We start from the raw sequence: 19,495 nt of genomic DNA on the forward strand, positions 1-19,495 counted from the left end.
TGCAAATTAGTAAAATAATTCTATTGTTACTCGTGAAAAATGGGCGTTTTAAGTCCTTCATGGCCAAGATTGACAGCTAGTGTTGTTTTTTGTTGTTAATACTCGCACTAGGGTAAAGGACAAGGAAAAACCACCTCAGTTTATAAGGTGGTTTTTAATAATTTGTATTATTGGTTTTGCTAAGACTTAGTTACGCCCAAATGCTTGAGGTCCCATAGTCCATACCGGTTGTTCTACACGGTTTGACAATTGATCCGGGAGATCAGCACCACCATTACCACCTCCTGCTGATTTATTGATTTCATCCCTTTTTTTTCGATATGCATCATGGTAGTATCCAAATAGTACGATATCTAATTTTTGCGAATAATCGTTAAACAGTCCCTTATTTAAAACGGCATCCTGTCTCGCTATTTTTTCTGTTTCTCTAATCAATTCATTGGATTGTGCTTGTAAGCTGGTTACCCCTAAAAACAGTAGGAGTGTCATGATAAAGATGTTTTTCATTATTATTTTTTTTAAATGTGCCTACTCTATAACCTTTTCGGCTTCCGGTAAATTTTTGTCTCTTAAGAGCTTATGTGTCGTGGAAGAATTTTTTAATTTTCACAGCTTGTTGGTGGGTAAACCTAGCGTAAATAATGCTGTAAAATGAAGGTTATACCTTACAAAAAGTAAGTGTTTTCGTTACTTAACGTAATTTAACAGTGTGGTAAAAAGGGTAGGCATCAACGAATAATTCTGGCTGTTTTGGAAAAGGCATTCCGACTATTATGTGCTGGGTTGTGCCGTGAGAGCTTATAGGGAAGCGCTGTTGTTTTTTATTATTCGTTTGTACAAATGAAGCATTTCTTCTTTCTTTTTGAGAGTATTCGCTTGGGCGATACGGTAGGGTAGGTAGGTAAGTAATCCTACAAATAGTGTCAAGATAAGTGGAAGGATAATCATTGAATTATCTGTACTAGGACTTGCTGGCATCAGAAGGGATTCAATAAAGACTAGTGACATTACTAGGAGGTATACACAGACGACAAAAGCTCTTATTATAAAAGGAACAACCTGCATACCACGTATGGTTGTTTTTACCTTTAAGGAAGTACCCTGCTCCTCAAATGCTGCGCTTACACTAGCAATATTGGTAGTTAGGAAATTACGGATGCTTATATGTTCGCGCATTTTGAAGCTGTTGGTCGTAAGGGTACCGACGTATCTTTTTGAGTTGGGTTGCCATGCTGGAAATATGATGAAGGGCAGTGGTGAGGAGGTGGTGTTTATTAACGTTTCCATTTCATGAATAAATACACTTTTTTCGATATCTAGCTCAGATTCAAAGGTAGTGGAAAGTTGAAGTTTTGTTAATAAAGTGTTCATATGCCTGCTAGTGTGCTAAACGTGGTTTGAGTAGGGCGATGTCTGAATTTTTACTGGACCTGAAAGCTTCGTTTTGCTTACTGGAATTTAGTGTAATTTTTTGACCAATACTCCGCGATAAAGTCCCATTTTCCATCCCAATACCCAGCCTCTCTTGGAATGAACTTGATCTGTTTTAATTTTTCGTTGTCAATTTTGTTGATGTATATGCCATTGGCTTCGTCCACACCACAGCCGATACCCCTGATATTACCGAACCGAATGGCTTTGTAGTCGATGATTTTAAATAAATCGCTATCCCAATTTGAGTCTGCGCAGCCGCTTTTGTGGTAGGAGTAGTAAAAATCGCTGTTTTCGATTCTGGTAGCTGCTGGAAAATTAGCGAAGTCGGTAACCTCTTTAAAACTCGCTGTCTTTAGGTCGTATACTAAGAGTTCATTAACGCCCGGAACATTTGTGAAGTATTCCAAGAGAATATCGGGAAAACCATCACCATTGACATCTGCAATTTTAAAGTCTGCTGGATTTTCGTCACGTTGATAGATGATTTTTTGTGCTTCGTTTACAATCGTGAAGTTTCCAGGCCTTCGACTATAGACTTTAAATACGGCGCCATTGATAATCGCTTCTTTACAAATAACTGAGTATTTTTCTTCTTCTTTTTCCGTTGTTTTGGCAGGGGCTTTTTTGCAAGCACCGGCTATCATGAGGAATAGGATGGTAAGCGGAATTACTTTTTTAAGGAAATACGACATGGTAGTTATAGGTTGAGGTGAGTACATCCGGAGTGATTTTTGGCATTGTTTCCCTGAAAATACACCAGTTTAAAAAGTCATCGTGATTATTTTGAAAATAAAGGCAAGAGAAGTTCTGTTACTACTTTGTAGAGAATTACACCTAAGATACCTCCGATGATTTGATTTTTTCTGTCTTTGTTCATATGATTACCTATTTGTTGTTTCTTATTTGTGCTCTTGATTGAACGTTGCTGCATTTCGCGGTCTAACCATTGCTCATACCAATCTAAAAATTGAATTCTGCCTGTACCTAGGGTAGGAACTTCAGGATAGATCCCGTTATCATTCACCCTGCTATCTACCCAAATATTTCCGTATTCTGGACCATTAACTATCAGGTTGATAGCAATACCGCAGCCCGCATGCGCTATGCGTAACATTCCAGGACTCCATTTGGGGTCAAAATAGTCATTTTCTAGGTATTCGAGCGTTTTTTCGTCTGTAATATCGCTGGGCTCCCAGGTTTTATTCCATGCTTTTGTGTGTAAAAAGGGAGTGGATAGTACAATGAATTCCGTGGCTTTTTTTTCTGAGATGTCTGCAAAATTACCTTTTTCTAAGGGCAGAAGGCCGTAGTAAGGTCCCGCACCTCCATTGCCAATCTGGGATAAGAAGTTGCGATACTCTGGAGGTAAAATGATTCCGTGTTTTTTTTCGAAAAGACGTAAACGCCTTTCTGACAACCGAGCGTTTAGTTGGTAAGCATGGGTTTTAGCACCAAACACTTCTAATTGAGTGTCCGCTGATTTCAGTTGTGTCAATTTGCTTTTTATGCGCTGCAGTTGTACTTCCATGCTAGTTATAAAAACTTATTGTCCGCAATGTTGATCGTAAAACGTGACCATTTCCAAGGTATTTTTCTTTTTAATTTTGTTTTTATTGACTTTTTGTATCAGTTCGGGGCAATCTTTAAAATATACGCGTACTCTTTTCTTTATACCTTCATACATGAGTCCGTAAATATACCCCATATTATACGCGTAAGGTTCGTCTTTCTTTTTTACAAAGGCCTCGTCATAAGCATTGACAGAAAAACTTCCAGTACCATGTCCGTCGGTCCACCTGAAATATACATAATAAAGTTCTATGTTTTTTCCTTCGTATGCTTTTCTGGCTAATCGGATTTTAGACCTTTTTGATTTTACATAGGTTTTGGTATCAATCACATAGTATTTAAAACTTTTATCGTCTTTATAGTAGGTGATTTCTTTCATGTCGTTTAAATGAAATTTTTCATCCGTGGTTAACGAGGTTAATTTCCATCCTTTTGCTTTATAGGTGTCTGTTTTTTCAGTACCATCTTTAAAAATTATTTTTAGTTTGTATTGAGAAAAAGATTTCGTGTAGCAGATGAATGTAAGTAAAATACTTAGTATTAGTGTTTTTTTCATTTTTAGCAATAATAAGTGGTGAGTTAAGACAATTTTTGCAGCAAAACTACTGAAAATCCTCGGTATTTTATGGAAAGAAGATCAGTTTTTATCGGTTTTAGCTGCAGTGCTATGTGATGTATAGGTATTGGCGAATATCCATAGGTTTTTTTGAACGATTTGGTAAAATGAGATGGGACTGTTAAATCCAATTTGATAAGCGATATCAACGACCTGCATATCGGTTTCTGATAGTAAATTGTAGGCAATTTTCATACGCTCGTTATGAATCCACTTACCAGGAGTCATGTTGTATTCTGCTTTAAAAATGCGTTTGAATTTTGACAAACTCATGTTGCAATCTCTTGCGAGCTGCTCTATGGTAACTTTGTTATGGATGTTGTTTCGCAATACTTCATCTATTTTTATAGACTTGATATCGTTGTGATCTATAAAATTAGAAATGAAGTAATGTTCATCCTTGTCCAAACACTCCCACAGTAGCTCTTGGATTTTGAGTTCGAAGCGTTTTTCTTTGTTCTTTAGATTGTTTTGATTGATAAGGAATAAGGAGTCGATGAGGTTTTTTAATCGGTGATTTTGAGTAAACGTCATTCTTTTTTTCTCCTTTTTTGAAGGTGTAATTGTATAATTGATATCCGTTTTTTTGATAAACGATTGAATAGTTTTGTTAGAAATACTAATCGTTAAAGCGTTACAATTATGATAGGAAAGGTAGTTTTCCTTTTTTAAAAGGTCGTTGCCATTTGGAATTAGGATGGCCTCATTTTTTTTCAAGGAAACGTTTTTGTTTTTGTTTAGTTTTAAATTGAGTTCTCCATTAATAAGATATAGGAATAAGGTTTGGGTAGCATTAAATGCATTGGCGACAGAAATTTTTCTGTTTTTTTTAGGGGTACTGAAAATGCTCGAATCTGTTTGACTTGTATAGTATTGATTAATAATGTTTTTGTAAATCGATTTTTTTAACATTTTGTATGGGTTTTTAAGTGAAAATGATTGGAAATGAGATGTTTCTCTTCTTTTAAACCTTCCGTTAAGATTTTCCTTACGAAGCCCGTTTAACTTTAAGAATATTTTATAAATACTACTACCGAGGCCACTCCTTTTGTTAACGAAAGCTTAGAAACGTACGTTTTCAATTAAGACGTCGCTAGTCAAAGGTGATTTGAGCAGCTGTTCGCAATTAGGTAGGTCGGTATTAAGTCTGTGTTATTGCATCGACTACTCGCAGAACTGTTAGATAAGAAGTTTAGATGTATATTATTGAATGATGGAAATTATTATTATGTTTTTCTATTGTTTTTTGTTCTTAATCCTTCTCAGTTTCGGTAATATCAATGGCTCCTGTAGAAATTTTGTACAGTATTATTGAATTTTATTAGGTAGATAACCTATCCCGCAGTATGGAATACGAGTACAGGTACTTTTTCTCTAAAAATCTATAGTTATTTTAGTATGGGGAATTTAAAACAACCTATCCTAATTTCATGATACTTTGGACGTTTATGACAACATTGATGTCAAAATTTCATAGGGAATTGAAAATAGACTTAAGTTATAAGACTTTGTTTGGAATAGCTTAATAGAAAATGGTTATATCTACTTTTAATAGGGGCGTGATAAATGCCCTTTTTTAGGTGAATGGAATCGGTTCCATTGGATACGTATATTAATTTTGCTTCATGAATATTTAATTTTTAGGGACTTCTATATGTTTATTTACTATTTGTAAAAACTAGGCGTTTGGGTATGGTAAATTTCATAAAAAGACGAGGCTTTAAATTGTTATATTCGTTTAAAAAAAAGCGATAAAAGCTCTTTTTTAATTCTTTTATTGGGCTAAAGACGCTGCTTATAGGGCGTTTTTAGAATTCGTAATTGTTAGTTGTCAGAGGTGTGAAGTGGGGTGAAGTTAACAAATACGAAATACCTATGGCTTTTATAGGCACTGTTACTAGGGGGGATTCATACTTTAGAAATACAAGACATTAGTGAGGGTGCATGTAGTTCAGAGTGTTCAAGATTTACTCGAACAGTATATCTAGGCTATTGAGTTTGTGAATGCTCGCCAGGTGACTGTATTAAGGGTTGCTAATTAGCGAGCACTGTACGCAGTTATTCGAAGTTATTTAATCTTGGAGACCTGGAAGATGGAGGCTAATACAAGCACGTACCCAGCAACAATGGCTCCGTAAAAGATGGCATTTCCTTTAGACATGACGGTAAGGATGATTCCAGTGATAAACATAATTAGCCCGATGCCAAACCGAATGACCATTTTAGCTTTGACATTTTTAGCAGCTTCCGTTGTTGGCTTTTTTGTTGCAAAGAGGTATGCGAAAATTCCGAATGGTGCCAGTAAAAGTAAGGCGATGATGTAGAGTGTATACATAGTAGGTGTATAAATGTTGGTAGCTCAATATAGGAATTAACACGGAGATTAAAAAGTAGCGATGGGCTCGTGTTTCTTTGACAGAGCGTCAAACCTATTCGAAGATAGTTTGTCGACTAAATCATCTTTTTTGTGCAGTGAGTTCTTTTCCGATAAACCAAGCGTAGAAAAAACCTTGAGTGGCGCCAATTGCAAGGAAGGCAGGTAGAGTGATGCACCACTGAAGCAATCCTAAAAATAGGCTCATTGCATCCCAATTCCAGTCCGAATTAAAGGCTATTCGATTCGTAAACTCTAAGAGCATTGTCATGAGGAAGACGGCAAACCATATTTTTACAAATCCTATAAAGAGGGTCCAATAAGGAGACTGCGCTTTTTGGAAAATGGCCTTGTCAATTTGCCCCGAAATGATGTAGGTAATAATGAGAAAAGCAATGAGTTGTATGGTATAGTAAATTGGTTCCGTCAGCACTGGCTGCAGGATTAGGCGATGAAGTAAGTGGTTGAACTCTGGCACTTTTAAGTAAAATAAGTAGCTTAATAGGGATATGATTAGTGCAGATACCCCTAAATACTTAAAGACAATACGACGAGTTAAATTGGATGCTGAGCTATGATTTACAGTCATAAAAATTGTACAGGTTTTTGTTTCGAAAACCATCCTTTTCAGGATGGCTTCATTTTATTTTTTTACTAGGTAGGCTATGGCTGTTCGCAATACAGGGTCTTTTTGTTGTATAAAATCCTGTACCGTCGTTTTGACCTGGACTTTGGGTTGTATTCCATAGCCTACGTATTCACGACCATCAGGAAAACGTTCTTTTTTGATACAGATGCGAGCCCAACCTCCGCCAGGTAGCTGAAAACCCATAGCCACCCCAGTGGTTCCAGCAGTAGGTTGCCCAATAGTTGTGATGTGCTGTTGATTATCCGTAGCCACGATAAAGTCTTCGGAAGAAGAAGCTGTGAGTGGTCCGGTTAAAAGAACTGTCGGTAAAACTACTCGTTCTGATTTGTTGATTTGGTTATCGTGAGTATTAAATGGAATCTCATAAAAGTAACTATCCCTAGCAGTTAAATAGGCACGTTGTAGGAGTTTCCTGTTTTCAGGACTTCCTTGAGCCGTATCTTTTGCTTGTATGTTGTATTGGACTCCGTAGAATTCAAAAAGAGGATTGTAATCGAGAACCTGTGTTCGGTTAATAACCAGTTCGCGATCATGGGTTAAGTGCTTTAAAATAGTATAGGCAAAGCCTGAATTTCCTCCCATGTTTTTTCGTAAATCAATGATGAGTCCATCTGCTTTTCTGATAGCGGGAAGCTTGTTTTTAAATTCGGTGACCACCGCTGCGTTTTCGAAGCTATTGATAGCGATGTACACGAGATTGCGATCGAGTTTTTTGAATTCAAAAGCCTTTGAGCTCATTTCTGGATAGAGCTTAGTTTCTTTAGCTGGGCTTATTCGAAATGTTTTATGCAGTAGTTTTCCGTTGGGTTTTTTAAGTTGTAGCTGGTATTCAGTGCCAATCGGGCTGTTGAGAATTTGGGTTGCTGCCAAGGCCTCTCTCGATTTCTCAGTACTGTAGGAGATATACGGCAATACCTTTTCAGCGAGGTAGTCGGCCGTCTGTTGACCGTTGATGGCTGTAATTACTGTGCCGATAGGAATTTCTTTCCTCTTACTATAATTAACTTGTGTGATCGCCATGTTGCCATCAATGGTTGTTATGACCAACTTATAGTCACCAAATTCTCCGTTAAGAATAAATTTAGTTAATGATTTTGGTAAGAAAATACTGGTATGACCATCTTTTAATGAAGCGGAAAACTGCTGGAGTAAACGGTAGTAATCATAGTCATTTTTTGTGTTTTGTACTTTAGCAAGTAGTTCTTTGTAGTTTTCCTCCCACTGGTTTTTGTCAACCTTGTTTAGGTAGGCGAAATTGAAATTAACTTCATTCCAATATTTCGAAAGACCGTAAATTTTGTCAATCTTACTCAAAGTATTTGGAAGTTGTGATTGCGCATAACTACCTCCTGCAAGGAGTAGGGCGCAGAGTATGCCTAGCGTTTTTTTCATAGTTTTCATTTTTAAGACCTTTCACGAAGTTTGTAATTCGCAATCGGTGTCCGTTTTTTCACAGTGGAGTTAAAGGTAGTAAAATTCATAGAATTACAGTGCTCTAGCTGTTGAAATATCCTGTCAATTTAATGATTTTTATGAGGGTTAGAGCTTTTTCAAAAACTGCATGAGTTTGGTGCGAGCATCTTGTTTTGCTTTTACATCCCCCTCACTGTTACCACCAAAATTATAGGGATACGACGTGCCCTCGATCAGTAAACTCGCTTGATATTGTTTTGATCGCTGATCGGGATTGGTCGTAATTAAATGCCCTGCTTGAGCATACTGAATATTTTGTACGCTGTGGGAGAAATTATGTTGCTGTAGGCGATTTTCTATTTGATTGGCCATGCTTGCCGAAGGCCATACCTGATCGTCCAAACCAGAGAATAGTAGAATAGGGCCTTGAATATCTTCGACGGAGATGGCCGCATTTTTCGCTGCTGGCTTGCTGAGTCCTCGTTGCCAATAGCTGAGCATTTGGAGGGTGCCAGTGCTATCGGGTTTAATTTTATCCATAGGAACATAAGGGATATCTTGATTGTGGTACACCCAACTGGCCTTTAGGTCGTCAGAATTAAATGGGAGTACCGTATTGGACCAAGAAACAGAACTCGGTGCATAAGCAATTACCCCGTGAATAAGCTCAGGGAAGGTCGCTGCGAGTACGAGTGCCAACTCGGCATTTCGCGATGCGCCCATGACTACAATTTTATTGGGAGCCACAGCAGGTTGTTTTTGTAACCAGCGGAGAGCATTTTCGAAGTAGGCTAAGTCAATAGCTTCAGGAAGTAGTGGTAACCCCGGTTGTCGTGTATAGGCAAGTGATAGTCCTGTAAAATTGTTTTTGGCGAAGTATTGTCCCCAATAATCTCCCCATTGTCCTCCACCTAATAAGACAACGGTGGTGTTGTTTTTCCCTTTTTTAGGAAGGAATAGCTGCGCGTGGATTCCTTTTTCACGTATGTTTTTAGGTCGGATACCGTCAAAAAGGATGTTATCGGCTATAAAGTACCCAATACATAGCAAGGAGCATATACCTATAATGAGAAAGTATTTGTTATTCTTTTTCATGAGTAGTTGGTTTATTTTGTGTAAATACTAGTAGTGTGTTTTCGAGAGGTTTAAAGATACACTTTTAATTTTTTAGTGAGGAAGTTGGGATTTGTGATGTCTAAGAGATACCATCATTGTAAAGTTGTATAGCTGTTGACATAAAGTATCCACTACTGAACTTCCAATATCAGGCAATAGTAGCTACTTTTATGGGATTTCCTTAAAAAGCCGTCGTAGCCAATGCTGTTTTTTCTGGCTTTACAACAGAAGGTGTATGCAATGCTATACGTTATTTAGGTGTTGTTTTTTAAGAATATTAGTGTGTTAGTAACCCAGTTAGCAGGGAAGTTAGGTGCGCCTTTTCGCTGTTCTAATGCTCGTTCTAATAAGGGGATATAGGCAATATTAGGCATAGCTTCAATTGCTTCTAAGACAAGACCAGAATCGTAATCCAATTTCTGAATAGCTGCTTTTAATCGAGGTATAATGCCGGAATCTTTGCGTACTGCTAGTCCTATGATAGCCTCTTGTGTTGTTATAAAATCGACATCATCAATACGCTCCCATAAAGCAGTTCGAATAGCAGGTGAGTCGACTTCGAGTTGGCTTCCCAATCCAAAAGTTGCGTTCCTTGGTTCTTTTATGGTAAAGCTCTGTTGGATAGGGACTAATTTTTTATCTAGAGGGTATCCTGATTATAACAAATTGCTTAGGTATACGATTTGTTTTTTAATTGTAGTATCATTCCTGTTAGAATAAAGGATTCTAATGAAAATCCTTGAAAGCGAATCCTAAGAATGATTTTTTCCTTTTTGAAATCTAATAAAAAATAGCTGCTATTTTAATAGCTAAGTGCTGAGTTGAGCTTTACTTTCCAGTTAATTTTATAGTTTTTTAAAACTAAAGTAGCAAAACCGCCCCTTATGTGCTATCAAGGCAGCGCATAAGGAGTCGGGGGGAGGTAGTTGCTTGCGTTAAAAACAAACATACTTCTATATGGAATAGTGTTTTTTGAGGGTACTTTTATTGTGATTTGTCGGGAATGTTTTTTTGAAGTCGTAGCAGTTTCTTTTTTGCCGGGGTATACCCTAGTTTTACTGCTTTTTGATAACAAGGTATGGCCCGATGTGGTTGCTGTGCTCGTTGATGGGCATCGCCTAAAGAATCCCATAGATTGCCATCTTGAGGAAAGCGCTGTGTGTTTTTTTTGAACAACGAAAGGGCCCAAGTGGGGTCTTTGTGTAAGCGAAGTACTAGATTCCCAAGGCTGTTGAGTAAGTTAGATCGACCATAAGCTTCAGGATATTGATTGGAGAGCAGGGAAAATAGCTGTTCGTTCGCTGTGCTAGGGTGCTGTTCCATAAACCTAAAGGCCGTAGCATATACATTGTTTTTTATAGGAGGTGGAGCGTACTCGGGGTCAAGTAGCATTTTGGCAATTCGGTAACCAAGGAATTCCACTTCGTCACTGTTGGCATTTGTGATATAACTGATGTACAGCTTTTGATGAGGATACCAGAGTAAGGAATGTGCAAATGCCCCGTTTGAACCGTTATGAGCGATACGCTTGCCTACGGTTTTTAGGGTGCGAATGGTCCAACCATAGCCGTATTGCAGCCTACTATTTGGATAAAAAATATAGGGAGTAGTACCTTGGTTAAGGCTCTTTTTTGAAATTATTTTGTTTGTTTTGAGTGCCTTGAACCACAGTGCTAAATCGGTTTGAGTACTGTTGATACCTCCATTCGCTTTTAAATGCCAAGAAATTTCCTGGTCTTTTTGATATTTGAGTATGGGCGAGTTACTGGGGAGTATTCCTCGATTATAACTCGAGGCTAATTTGGAATTCCTCCACCTGGGAAGTAAGTAGCCCGTTTGATACATTCCTGCTGGATGGAACAAGTGTTTTTGTAGGAAGGATTCGTAAGAGGTTCCTGAAACTAGTTCGATAACACGACCGAGTACGCTGTACCCTGTATTGGAGTAGTGGAATTGTTTCCCCGGTTGGAAGAGGAGTTTGCTGAGAAAAAGTTGTTTGAAAAAGGGTTTGGTACTGGTCTTTTCGAAGTCATTCCCCATACGGTCTATCAATCCTGAACTGTGGGTAAGTAATTGGTGTAAGGTGATAGAGCGTTTGTCTTCGGGAATATTCTTAAAATACAGGGCAAGGGAGTCATCGAGCTTTAGTTTGCCGAGTTCCGCTAATTTGAGGATGGCTGTTGCTGTAAATTGTTTGGTATTCGAACCAATATCATAGATGGTAGTAGCACTGTTGGGGATTTGTTGCTCTCGATTAGCAAAACCGTAACCCTCTTGGAGTTTTATCGAGTCGTTTTTAATAATGGTGAGCGTTCCTGAAAATCCGTGGTGTATCCCCGATTTTAGATAAGCATCAATTTTGTGGTAAACAGTATTGTTTGTGCTAGACGTTTGTGAGTACAGTGAAAGTACCACAAAAAACAATAGTAGTGTTCCGAATCGTGTTTTGTGCATAATGGACATTTTTTTGTGCAAAACTCCTTAAGTTTTTCGCAATAGGCCCTAGTTTCCTCCCGACAATACCCCGCCAATATCCCGTCATTGTTGGAGTTGTTAACAAAAAGTGTTTATAAGAGTGAAAAGTTAAGTTTGATACAAAGTTGCTGGTGTTGCTCTAGGCTTATGGCATTTTTTACAATAATAATGAGATTACTAATGAAGAGTACGAGCATAAATGCTGGAAGTAGTCGGTGTGAAAGTGAGAAGGTCATTTTAAGGTAAGCAAGTATAAAAAAGCTTAGCGTGCTTAGGATACTCCATAAAATTTGTAGCGTAATTAGTTGCCTAGTAATATTGTTAAATTGCTTGTGGTATGCAGTAATGGCTATTGGTAAGATAAAGTTTAGTAAGGGGATACTCAATACAAACAAGGGTGCGAGGTTAATGAGTTTTAGCTGTGTAACCTTGTTGGCAATGGTTTGTGGTTGGGTAATTTGGGTAAGCTCAATACCTAAAGCTTTCGCCAGGACTTTAGCGGTATGTCCTTTTGGAGCTTGTCCGGCCTCAATGCGTTGAATAGTACGCACGGATACTCCCGAAGCTTTTGCAAGTTCTTCTTGAGTGAGTTGTTTGGCTTCGCGATAGGTTTTGACGTTCATATTCGAGTTTTTTCAAGTCTTAGTCTTGTAAAATTACGTGGAAATTTTCAATCTCAGAAAGTTTGACAAACAGTAGTTTAAATGCGTTGAATTCTTTCTTAGCGAAATTTAGGACTTGTTGTTTAGAGGCGTTAACAGCTTCCTCATTCCTAGGTTGGTAGTAGGCCTGTGTTTCCATGTTGGAAGCTCCCCAAGGATAGTTTTTGGGAATTGGAATTTTGCTTAAATCATCGTATTTGTGTTTGTATAAGGAGGCTGTTAGTTCAGTTTTTGACATTCTGATTTCGAAATGTGTTCCTCGATGTCTGTTGCAGTACTGGCTTAGTTGGGTGTAGAAGACTGCTTGGCTATCATTGTGACAGTCTCTTAATTTTAGCTTTTGGAATAATTGTACTTTGAAACTCATCAGGTTTCTGATGTTTTTAAATTTGAGTACTCTTATATTTTTATTGGTCGCTGGATTTTGTTGATTCAAGGCACTATTTTTTGTGTTGGTTAACAATCGATGATAGCGAAGGTGATCGCTGCATTTAATGTGTGGATATTGGTGCCTACCATTGCAATTCCTCTTGGTTTTCAGCGTTCCAAAAAGTTCCTGTCGGAGGATTTTTTAGGATGAGTTTAATGATTCCGTCAACAGAAGTTGTTATGGAAAGTGGCGCGTTTTTGTTGGTGGTTGACAAGGTTGTTTGCACCCAACCAGGATGTATGCTTAGCACTGCTATTTGTTTTTCTCGTAAACGACTTGCCAGCAGTTTGGTGTACATGTTTAAAGAAGATTTCGATAGAATATATGCCATTTTGTTTTGCGTGAGCTTAGCGATGGCGATATTGTCAACCTCGGCAAATGAAGATAGCTTAGAACTGATATTGATGATTTTTCCGTCGGGTTTGAGTAAAGGGGTAATGGCTTCGGTGAAAAAGAAAGTGCCAAAAACATGGGTTTGAAAGCGAAGCTCAAAATTTTCTTTTGCCGTGAGTTGCTCATTGTAGTCTGAGCCTATCCCTGCGTTGTTTATTAAAAGATCTATATGAAGCGCATCGTGAGTCATGGTGCTAATAGCATCTGAAATACTTTGTTGGTTGGTTACATCTAAAGTATATACCCCGTCAAGGTCTGTGGAGCTATGCGGAGTTCGAGATGTCCCGTACACTTTGTACCCCATAGATTTCAGTTGATGCGCTAGGCCCTTTCCGATTCCTTTATTTGTTCCGGTGATGAGTACAGTTTTACTGTGCATGTTTTGTTAGCAGTTTTTTGTTCTTTATGAGTGTTTCAATTTTTGGATGTAGTTGGCTCGTTAGCCATCGAAATATACAATTTTTGAAGCGAATTATAGGGGCAAAAAATAGAGATTACCGAAGGAAATCGATAATCTCTAAACAAACATAGAGTGTTTTTGTAACGGGTATCGTATTTATTTTTGAACCTCGACGTTCCAATAAGCTACGGTTTGTCCGTATTGGAAATATATTGGATCTAAGCCCGGGTTATTTTTGAATAAATACAAGTCAGGATTTTTTTCGAACAATAGAATCACATCGGATCCACCAAATTGGAATTTTCCGAACTCTTGTCCTTTTATAAGTTGGTCTTTGAGTTTAATTTTATCTGTGTACAAATCGACTCCTGATACCTGACACATTCCAATGGGTAAAACTGCTACTTTTCCAACAGCAGATTTTGTGTCGATGATGAGTAGTCCACGTGATTGATAAAATTCATAACCATCCTCAGCACCATCGGGAGCGTCCCATTGTCCGTCTTCTTGCATAACAACATTTAAGTATACTTTTCCAGGGATGTCTCTAAAATCTACAACTTCTCCACCTACAGGGGTATGAAAGCGATGATAATCAAAAGGACTTAAAAAGTAATGTACAAAAGTTCCGCCGTAAAAGTCTTCAGCATACTCGCTTCCTGCCAGTAAATCGTTGATATTCCCAATAGTATGCGTGTGTTTTAAGGTAAGTTGAGTTGGCTTTCCTGTGGTTTCACTAATCACATTTCCTTCGTTGTCAATAGGGTAGTTCATTTGGAAGGTACAGTCGGCAGGTGCCACGATGGTACTGTTATCATTGGGGGCTGCAATGGGACGAAGTGGTGTAATTCCGGTGGTTGGGTCAGCGTGATTGAATTGTCGGTAAAAGAACTCGTTAAAAGTGTTCCAATTCTTTTCATTTGAGGCATACATGTCAAATTTGTACATTCTATCTGCCTTAAAAGAAGCTAAAGATGCTGGAGTTAACGACTCAGGTTTATCTAAAAAGCTACCCCATGCTTTTGCGAAATCGATAAGCCAATCGGAAAAGGCAGGAAAACTCTGCATGGTAATATTGTCGACTCCCTGGTCAATGAGCCAATAAAATTGGCATAATAAATCGTAGATTTTTTGATTATACCCGTTTTTGGTACCATCACTTTTCCATGCATTTGGATATAATGGGTCTTTTTCTTCATTGGGTACCAGTTGAACGTACTGATCCAAGTAGTTTAAGTAGTTTTCGATATCTGTTGGCCATCCGTTACCGTTAAAAACTCTATCGATGGCTTTGTATAAATCAGAGTTGAGGTCCTTTTGGGCTCTCTGAACCGCAATTTTTAAAGAAGCAACAAGGGCTTTTTTAATGAGGGGATGACCGTCTAAAATGTTTTGGAGCTCTGCTACAATTGGGGTATGTGCAGTCGCTGCTTTGGGGGTTAAAACTGAAGCATGTTTCATAATGTAATGATATGTTAGTTGATTCCTACTCGTAAGGTTTTTCGGTTTCACCTCCTATTAAAACCGAATAGGAACGGATAGTAATTGACTTTTTAAGCTATTGCTTATTTAAGTTAAAGCTAGCCTTTATAGTCAAAGTAATCCTGAAAATGGTTGTGAATGCGCTGTATCATGTCTCAAACGTTCTTGTTTTGAGGCATGGAAGTAGTATTGCTATCCTTCAGAAAGCCCTACTGTTATGATGGTGAGGTCAATGAAAGGCGGAACTACAAGTGCTATTGTGAGCAGTTTACCTCATTATGACTTGTAGGGTATGTTTTTTTAATTCCAGTGACTTATTAGAGGGTTATTGTACCTGTAGTTTTTGTTGTTTTACGATAAAATCGAAAGAAAGTTCTGATAAACTCTTGCCGTTTACAGTGGCATTCCAGGCGCCATGACCTTTGTTTACTAACGGAATCAATTCGGAATAGGCTCCGGAAGCATCGTAGCTGTTTTTTAATTCCAAGGCACTGCTGTATGGAGTGTTTTCATTGGCATCGGCCGTGCCATGAATAATAAGTAAGTCAGGGTCTTGATTATCAAAACGTTGGTGACCATAAATTTCACTCAAAATATCAACTCCCACTTTGGTACCCCAGAATTCTACAACACTTTGAATTTGATAGGATTGAGAAAGGTGAGTTGAAGTTAAGGTAGGGTCTTGTTGTAAGGTGAGTTCATTGGTGTAGTCTTCTAAATTCGAGACTCCTAAAGTAACTGCGGTAACGGCACCAGCAGAACTTCCTCCAACCGTTAAAAAATCGGTGTTTATACCATAGGTGCTTGCCTTGGAAATTAGCCATCGGAGTGCAGCTTTGGCATCTCTATGTGCGGGGTATATGGCCAAGAATTGCGCTACTGAAGTTGAAGGTAGGTTGTTGGCATAATCAACCCAAGCTTGCGGAACAGTTCCCGTATCATCGCGTAGTCGGTAATCAATGGACAGAAACACCCAACCGCGTGAAGCGAAATAGTTAGCCATATCAATAATTTGTGCTGATTTACGAGATCCGCCTATAAAGCCTCCTCCGTGAATAAACATAAAGACCGGTCTGTTTTTTGAGTTATTATCAGGTAGGTATAGGTCTAATTTTAACGGGATTTCAGTGGCAGTACTGCTATTGATTTGCTGATGACGAAGTCCTTTGGCATAGGTTATATCGGGAACGATACGTACAGAGTATGCGCTGGAGGTAGTGACTGTAGGAGTATTCTCATCAGTGGTATTTGCTAATGAATTGTCTTTACTACAAGCTACTAGAAAGATACTACCACAAAGTATTGACCATAATATTCTCATTGGAGTAAGTGTTTGGAATTCTTTTAATTAAGACGGTTTATTCGTGGAAAGGTTTAATGATTATGCTTTTAGTTGTTTGTTAGTTGTTTTGTTCTGGAGTCCAAGGAGGTGTTAAAAGTCCGGGATGCCAGTACTTATCAGCCAGCACTATGGATGTTTCAATTTGCCTTTTGGGGATGGACCAATAGTTTTGTAGCAAGGTGTTTTTTTCGTCGGTAGAGAGTATTCGAAACCCGTGTTTTTCATAAAAGGAAATGGCCCAGGTTGCTGCGGCCCAAGTACCAATTAAGATCGGGGCATGACTAAGTCTTTTTAGGTAATTTAGTAGTTTTCCTCCTATTCCTTTTTGCCGAGCAATAGTCCGAACGTAGGCATGCCTGATGAGGGTGACTTCTTTTTTGAATTGGATTCCCATAACTCCAAGAATTCGATTGTCTTCTTTAAAATTGTAAAAGATAACTCCTTCTGTAAGTTGTGTTTGAAGTTCTTGTGGTGACATATACGGCTCTTTCCAGCGATCAGCAGGAATACTACCTTTATAAGCTTTGGCGGCATCGTTGATGATTTCAAGAATACTTTCAAAGTCTTGCGGAAGGATGCTTTTTACGATCATAGTCAAGAGGTTTTGGTGTTTGTCTAATTTACTGAAAATATGGGGATTGTTTTTGGGAAGGCTTGGATTTCGTTAACGATAAGGCCCAGGTATCTTTTTGATTATAGATTTCGCGTGTTTTTGTTGATAGTATGTTCGTATATCTTTTATATTCCGTTAACGATAAGGCTCAGGTATCTTATTGAATATAGCTTCACGTGTTTTTATTGATAGTATGTTGGTATGTCTTTCATATTTGGATAACGATCGGACTCAGTTATCTTATTGAATATAGTTTCATGTGTTTTTGTTGATAGTATGTCGGTATGTCTTTCATATTTGGATAACGATCGGACTCAGTTATCTTATTGAATATAGTTTCATGTGTTTTTGTTGATAGTATGTTGGTATGTCTTTTATATTTCGGTAACGATGAGGTTTAGTTATCTTTTTGAATATAGCTTTGCGTGTTTTTGTTGATAGTATGTTCGTATGCCTTTTATAGTTCGGTAACGATTAGGCTCAGGTATCTTTTTGAATATAGCTTTGCGTGTTTTTGTTGATAGTATGTTGGTATGTCTTTTATAGTTCGGTAACGATAAGGCTCAGGTATCTTTTTGAATATAGTTTCATATGTTTTTGTTGATAGTATGTTCGTATATCTTTTATATTTCGGTAACGATGAGGTTTAGTTATCTTTTTGAATATAGCTTCATATGTTTTTGTTGATAGTATGTTGGTATGCCTTTTATAGTTCGGTAACGATGAGGTTTAGTTATCTTTTTGAATATAGCTTTGCGTGTTTTTGTTGATAGTATGTTGGTATGTCTTTTATATTTCGGTAACGATGAGGCTCAGGTATCTTTTTGAATATAGATTTCGCGTATTTAAAACGTTATTCGAAATTCAGTCGGTAATCCTTCGGCATTGGTTGTTGAGGATGTTGTTAGGAGAAAGGACGAGACAATTTGAGTAAAATGTTGCTAGATAGCAAGAGGAAAACGTAGTGCGTTAATAAATTGGTGTATTCCGGACGGTTTACTGTTGTTTATGTTTTAATAATAAACTACAGTTTATAACCGTTCCTAAGGAGTCATAACACGTTTTTTGAAATAGTTCACCAGCTTCGTATTTATGAGTATACTTGTATTGACCGTTAGAATAATAAGCGTTGACTACTCCAATTTCTCGGTCATTATCGAAAAGAACGTCTGCTAAATGAACTCCGTTATCAATAGCATATACCTTCCAAACACCAGTGCGTTTTCCGTTATGCATGGTGCCTTCGGCGGCTAAATGCCCTTTGTCATGATACCATTTCATTGGTCCATTGGCAATACCATCCAGATAATAGCCTTCTGAAATTACGATCCCTTCCGCATTTACTTCTTTTTTATAATCACCAAGAGTAGGGAGTGGGTTGGGTAATTGTGGCGTAATGGTTGGCCTCTTTTTCTGAGATTGACAACCTATCGATACAAGTAAGATAATCAGGAACTTCGTTATGTTGTATTTCATGCCTAATTGTTTTTGAGAGATATATCGTGTTTGTGCACAATTCGTTGAAATAAACACCTCTTTACCGTCCACATAGTCTCAAAATTAAAAAAATAGTGCTAAAGAATAAAGTAATAGAAGCTTTATGAGGAGTGACTGTTAAAAAACTCTCTTAATACTTTTGATAATTGCGTACTAAGAGAGTAAGAAGAGAAATTTTAAGTGTTTACTTAGTAGGCAACGATACAACAGTTCCTGATACAGGCAGTTGGTCCACCAGGGATGATGTTGTTAACACACTGATTACAGCTGTTAACATAGTACGATCCAAAGCCCATACAAGTGCTTCCCATTCCTCCATTGATTTCTTTTTGCTCTGTGGCATTCAGGGTTTTTCCAAGTTTTAAGATGTTTTTTGTCATCATTTTTGAATTTAGTTTTGTGTTTCCCCGAATTTTTTAAAGACACCCGAGGTATATGTCGCTTCTTTGCGAGAGAAGTTGTTATTGTGAGAGTAATTTACTGTTTTTGTTGTTGTATGTCAGTGGGTTAATGGTAAAAAAAGTAAGGTTTTTTGATACTTTTTGAGGATTGGTATTTATAGGATAGCCAAAATAAAAGCCGAACATCTAGTTCGGCTTTCAGTCTATGGGGTTGTTGTTGTACGTTGTTTAACAAACCAAGGATCTGTGATTTTGATAGCATCACTTAATAAATTGGCTATTTCTTGATGGGGTCCTTCCGATTGCGAACCGTATTGGTATTCAAAAGTATAGCTTTGGTCTTTACAGTTGATTACGTAGCTCAACATGCATTGCTCACCGAGTTTAGTATCAAAATCATATACACCAGCATGTTGGAGGTATCCTTCATGAATTTGAGCTATGTAATTTTCAAATATGGAAGGGTCAATAATTCCAACATATAAATCGTTGTCGGGAAAGTTGGTCGTTCCATATCCTTTCCGATGTATGGTTCCGTCATTGAATAAATGAATGACTAATGAATGTGTTTTGTTTATAAATAGGTCAATTTGAATACTTTCAATGGTTGTCATAGTGGTATGTATTAT

The 19,495-nt window shown here is 37.9% G+C and carries 21 protein-coding genes; all 21 read right to left on the reverse strand.

Features of this window, described 5'->3' with window-relative positions:
• Window positions 1–186: 186 nt before the first annotated feature.
• The gene (locus ACXAG7_RS04610; protein ID WP_476666121.1) at window positions 187–507 is read right to left on the reverse strand and encodes a hypothetical protein; all 321 of its coding nucleotides are present in this window, start codon (window positions 505–507) and stop codon (window positions 187–189) included.
• Window positions 508–798: 291 nt separating this feature from the next.
• Window positions 799–1,371, reverse strand: a complete 573-nt coding sequence (locus ACXAG7_RS04615) for a hypothetical protein (RefSeq protein ID WP_476666122.1) — start codon at window positions 1,369–1,371, stop codon at window positions 799–801.
• A gap of 77 nt (window positions 1,372–1,448) precedes the next feature.
• Window positions 1,449–2,153, reverse strand: a complete 705-nt coding sequence (locus tag ACXAG7_RS04620) for a hypothetical protein (RefSeq protein ID WP_476666123.1) — start codon at window positions 2,151–2,153, stop codon at window positions 1,449–1,451.
• Between the two features lie 59 nt (window positions 2,154–2,212).
• Window positions 2,213–2,962 carry an SMI1/KNR4 family protein gene (locus ACXAG7_RS04625; RefSeq protein WP_476666124.1) on the reverse strand — a complete coding sequence of 250 codons (750 nt, stop codon included), beginning with the start codon at window positions 2,960–2,962 and terminating at the stop codon, window positions 2,213–2,215.
• A gap of 15 nt (window positions 2,963–2,977) precedes the next feature.
• A complete protein-coding gene (locus ACXAG7_RS04630) occupies window positions 2,978–3,559 on the reverse strand; it encodes a hypothetical protein (protein WP_476666125.1) in 582 nt (193 codons plus the stop codon).
• 81 nt (window positions 3,560–3,640) lie between these two features.
• Window positions 3,641–4,531, reverse strand: coding sequence for an AraC family transcriptional regulator (locus ACXAG7_RS04635; RefSeq protein WP_476666126.1), 891 nt, complete (start codon window positions 4,529–4,531; stop codon window positions 3,641–3,643).
• A gap of 1,156 nt (window positions 4,532–5,687) precedes the next feature.
• Window positions 5,688–5,954, reverse strand: a complete 267-nt coding sequence (locus ACXAG7_RS04640; protein ID WP_408042024.1) for a hypothetical protein — start codon at window positions 5,952–5,954, stop codon at window positions 5,688–5,690.
• Between the two features lie 121 nt (window positions 5,955–6,075).
• Window positions 6,076–6,582: a hypothetical protein gene (locus ACXAG7_RS04645; protein WP_476666127.1), complete on the reverse strand. Its 507-nt coding sequence runs from the start codon at window positions 6,580–6,582 to the stop codon at window positions 6,076–6,078.
• A gap of 54 nt (window positions 6,583–6,636) precedes the next feature.
• Window positions 6,637–8,034, reverse strand: a complete 1,398-nt coding sequence (locus ACXAG7_RS04650; RefSeq protein WP_476666128.1) for a S41 family peptidase — start codon at window positions 8,032–8,034, stop codon at window positions 6,637–6,639.
• A gap of 147 nt (window positions 8,035–8,181) precedes the next feature.
• Entirely contained in the window at window positions 8,182–9,150 is a 969-nt protein-coding gene (locus tag ACXAG7_RS04655; protein WP_476666129.1) for an acyl-CoA thioester hydrolase/BAAT C-terminal domain-containing protein, read from the reverse strand.
• Between the two features lie 275 nt (window positions 9,151–9,425).
• On the reverse strand, window positions 9,426–9,746 hold the full coding sequence (locus tag ACXAG7_RS04660; RefSeq protein WP_476666130.1) for a hypothetical protein: 321 nt from the start codon (window positions 9,744–9,746) through the stop codon (window positions 9,426–9,428).
• Window positions 9,747–10,155: 409 nt separating this feature from the next.
• Entirely contained in the window at window positions 10,156–11,625 is a 1,470-nt protein-coding gene (locus ACXAG7_RS04665) for a serine hydrolase (protein WP_476666131.1), read from the reverse strand.
• A 113-nt stretch (window positions 11,626–11,738) separates the two neighbouring features.
• Window positions 11,739–12,269 carry a helix-turn-helix domain-containing protein gene (locus ACXAG7_RS04670; protein WP_476666132.1) on the reverse strand — a complete coding sequence of 177 codons (531 nt, stop codon included), beginning with the start codon at window positions 12,267–12,269 and terminating at the stop codon, window positions 11,739–11,741.
• Window positions 12,270–12,288: 19 nt separating this feature from the next.
• A complete protein-coding gene (locus tag ACXAG7_RS04675) occupies window positions 12,289–12,744 on the reverse strand; it encodes a hypothetical protein (protein WP_476666133.1) in 456 nt (151 codons plus the stop codon).
• 76 nt (window positions 12,745–12,820) lie between these two features.
• Window positions 12,821–13,510, reverse strand: coding sequence for an SDR family NAD(P)-dependent oxidoreductase (locus ACXAG7_RS04680; protein ID WP_408042036.1), 690 nt, complete (start codon window positions 13,508–13,510; stop codon window positions 12,821–12,823).
• A 177-nt stretch (window positions 13,511–13,687) separates the two neighbouring features.
• Complete coding sequence (locus ACXAG7_RS04685) at window positions 13,688–14,992, reverse strand: phosphatidylserine decarboxylase (protein ID WP_476666134.1); 1,305 nt, start codon at window positions 14,990–14,992, stop codon at window positions 13,688–13,690.
• 346 nt (window positions 14,993–15,338) lie between these two features.
• Window positions 15,339–16,334: a carboxylesterase family protein gene (locus ACXAG7_RS04690; RefSeq protein ID WP_476666135.1), complete on the reverse strand. Its 996-nt coding sequence runs from the start codon at window positions 16,332–16,334 to the stop codon at window positions 15,339–15,341.
• Between the two features lie 79 nt (window positions 16,335–16,413).
• Window positions 16,414–16,947, reverse strand: coding sequence for a GNAT family N-acetyltransferase (locus ACXAG7_RS04695; RefSeq protein ID WP_408042039.1), 534 nt, complete (start codon window positions 16,945–16,947; stop codon window positions 16,414–16,416).
• Between the two features lie 1,017 nt (window positions 16,948–17,964).
• Window positions 17,965–18,444 carry a toxin-antitoxin system YwqK family antitoxin gene (locus tag ACXAG7_RS04700; protein WP_476666136.1) on the reverse strand — a complete coding sequence of 160 codons (480 nt, stop codon included), beginning with the start codon at window positions 18,442–18,444 and terminating at the stop codon, window positions 17,965–17,967.
• A 209-nt stretch (window positions 18,445–18,653) separates the two neighbouring features.
• Complete coding sequence (locus tag ACXAG7_RS04705) at window positions 18,654–18,848, reverse strand: hypothetical protein (RefSeq protein WP_408042041.1); 195 nt, start codon at window positions 18,846–18,848, stop codon at window positions 18,654–18,656.
• Between the two features lie 221 nt (window positions 18,849–19,069).
• Entirely contained in the window at window positions 19,070–19,480 is a 411-nt protein-coding gene (locus ACXAG7_RS04710; RefSeq protein WP_476666137.1) for a hypothetical protein, read from the reverse strand.
• Window positions 19,481–19,495 lie beyond the last annotated feature (15 nt).

The sequence above is a fragment of the Tenacibaculum sp. AWR4_210 genome (genome assembly GCF_056160945.1).